Source organism: Salinivibrio costicola subsp. alcaliphilus (assembly GCF_001996185.1).
Lineage (GTDB): Bacteria > Pseudomonadota > Gammaproteobacteria > Enterobacterales > Vibrionaceae > Salinivibrio > Salinivibrio costicola.
The window spans coordinates 1-2,177 of sequence record NZ_MUFR01000089.1; the positions used below are offsets into that span (position 1 = coordinate 1).

General features: G+C 48.0%; 3 protein-coding genes. 2 read left to right on the forward strand and 1 reads right to left on the reverse strand.

The features are described 5' to 3' along the window. Positions 1-70: 70 nt before the first annotated feature. Positions 71-919 carry a type I-F CRISPR-associated endonuclease Cas1f gene (gene cas1f, locus BZJ21_RS15205; protein WP_077670245.1) on the reverse strand — a complete coding sequence of 283 codons (849 nt, stop codon included), beginning with the start codon at positions 917-919 and terminating at the stop codon, positions 71-73. Positions 920-1,173: 254 nt separating this feature from the next. Between cas1f and BZJ21_RS15210 the strand changes: the two genes are divergently transcribed. Further along, entirely contained in the window at positions 1,174-1,497 is a 324-nt protein-coding gene (locus BZJ21_RS15210; protein ID WP_077670246.1) for a type II toxin-antitoxin system RelE/ParE family toxin, read from the forward strand. Then, a complete protein-coding gene (locus tag BZJ21_RS15215; protein ID WP_077670247.1) occupies positions 1,490-1,774 on the forward strand; it encodes a helix-turn-helix domain-containing protein in 285 nt (94 codons plus the stop codon). Before BZJ21_RS15210 ends, BZJ21_RS15215 begins: the two co-directional genes overlap by 8 nt. Positions 1,775-2,177: the final 403 nt, after the last annotated feature.

Here is a 2,177-nt window from a genome sequence, read left to right on the forward strand (position 1 = left end):
AGAGCTACCTCAGCGAGAAGAGAGCTGTGATGTCAGCGATTTATTGCCCTATAACAAAGCGCCCATTCAATCACCAGGCGGGTAGAAATACCCGCTTACATACAAACGCCCAAGGCAGTACAATGGCATCTTTGATTAAGTCAGCGGCATCAAACACCAGCGCGCCACGGCGGGTTTTGCCATGCATCACCGCAAATCCGTGCGGGATCCCAAGCACCCACAAACAACTCGCCGCCAAGCCATAGGCTAAGTAGTTGCCATGATTTAAAAAGCGATTGGCGAGGTCGTCGGCCTCATGCTGGCGTTTAAAACCGTTTTTTTGCGTGCGGTTGGCGGCGTGTTTGTAGAGCGCTTTGGTCAGCTGCGCTTCGGTAAGCAATAAATCAGCTGACTTGCTGGCCTTGTCGGTTCGCTCCACAAAGGTGTCGAGCGTGCCAGCCAATTCGGCCACATCGAACCCTTCAAGCTTAAGCTCACGGCTCGCTTGCCAAACCTGCTTTAAGTAACTCAAACGAGCTAGCTGAAAAGCCCGCGCAGCATCCAGTCGCTTTTGATCATCAAACCAAAAAGACAACCAACCTTGCAAATATTCGGTGGGCCGATACTCGCTTTGTGGCGTAAACCATTCGACCTCGGTTGCCATATGCAGCGGTGTGCCCCCGCCACTACAAAAGCCAACCAGAACGCCTGCTTGCGACAGCATACGCATCGCCGCTTGCGTGATTGACGTGCCGGTGCCGAGCAATAAGACGGTGGTATTGGCAATGGGGATATTAAAGTAGAGGTTTTCGCGTTTGGCCTCCACCAAGTACAACACACGCCCGTCTTTTTGCATCACACGGCAATGCTCGAGGTAGTACATATTGGCGCGTTTGGAATGAAGGATGGTTTTAAGATCCGAGGGCGATAGATCGTCCATGAATGTCCCTTTCGTGATTGTCCGAGTGACAAAGCAGATCACTCACAAGCGCTAGAAAGGTAACACAAACCACATCGATTGCCCGTGAAACAAGGCACATTTTAATGTTTGAAGGAAGATCGCAGTCTGCTGGCTGTGTGATTGTTATGCGAATCAGATAACACTAATTGCCCAAGATTACTCGAGATTACTCGGTATGATGAGTGGGTTTTGACCCACAGAAACTTATCATGTATGATAACAAGAAGTAAAAGATGAACTGGAGCATCGTTTTTTACCAAGGCGTGGAGGAGAGCATTCTCAACATGCCTCCTAAGATTCAAGCGCGAATGCTCAAGCTGCTTGAACTAATAGAAAAACATGGCGCAAACTTGGGTCCTCCTCACACAAAATCAATAGGTAACGGCCTGTTTGAAGTTCGCGCCAAAGCAAAAGAAGGGATCGGACGAAGTCTATTCTGCTATTTAGACGGCCCCAACATCTATATCCTTCATGCATTTGTGAAGAAAAGTCAAAAGACACCAATGAAAGACTTAGCATTGGCAACAGGGCGTATGAAAGAGGTGAAAAGTGAATAGCTTACAAGCATTAAAAGCGAAAGCACTACAAAACCCAGACGTGAAACAAGCATACGATGAATTGGCGCCTGAGTTTGAATTGATCGATATGTTACTCAGTATGCGTAAGTATGCCGGGCTAACTCAACAGCAGGTTGCAGAACGTATGGGGACGAAAGAAGGCAATATTTCTCGACTTGAAAAAGGGAAAGGTAATCCAACCCTTAAAACCCTGCTTAGCTATGCAAAAGCATGCAATTGCACGCTTAACTTTGGCTATAAACATGCGTCAAATTGACGTGTATGGTCATTGCTAGTCATACGCTTTTATTGACCTTGAACCATCCCCTACTCCCTCGATGCCACGACCCACTAACAATGAACTGACATCAAAAAAACAATTATTTTCAGTGTCTAAACTGCCTGTGCGTAGGTCGGCATAAGCGCCAACTCGATCGTACAAGCTTGGTGTGATTTTCACCGCGCGCCATCCGACATCGTCGTTAAAATTGGCACTGATCGTGACAGGCGCCCGTTGGCAATGTGCACATATCCAACACCGTGCCGGGGCTTGTGTCACCTACGCCAATGGTATCATCGGGTCAAAAGTGGCTGTTCCGATAACCAATGTAAGCCAATGGCACCGCCGATATTAAAATGGTGTGTAGGTCGGACAAGCGCCAGTGCGATGTCTGTCATGT

Coding starts and splice junctions, on each gene's coding strand:
- cas1f (WP_077670245.1), bottom strand. CDS start 919: ATGGACGATCTATCGCCCTCGGATCTTAAAACCATCCTTCATTCCAAA.
- BZJ21_RS15210 (WP_077670246.1), top strand. CDS start 1,174: ATGAACTGGAGCATCGTTTTTTACCAAGGCGTGGAGGAGAGCATTCTC.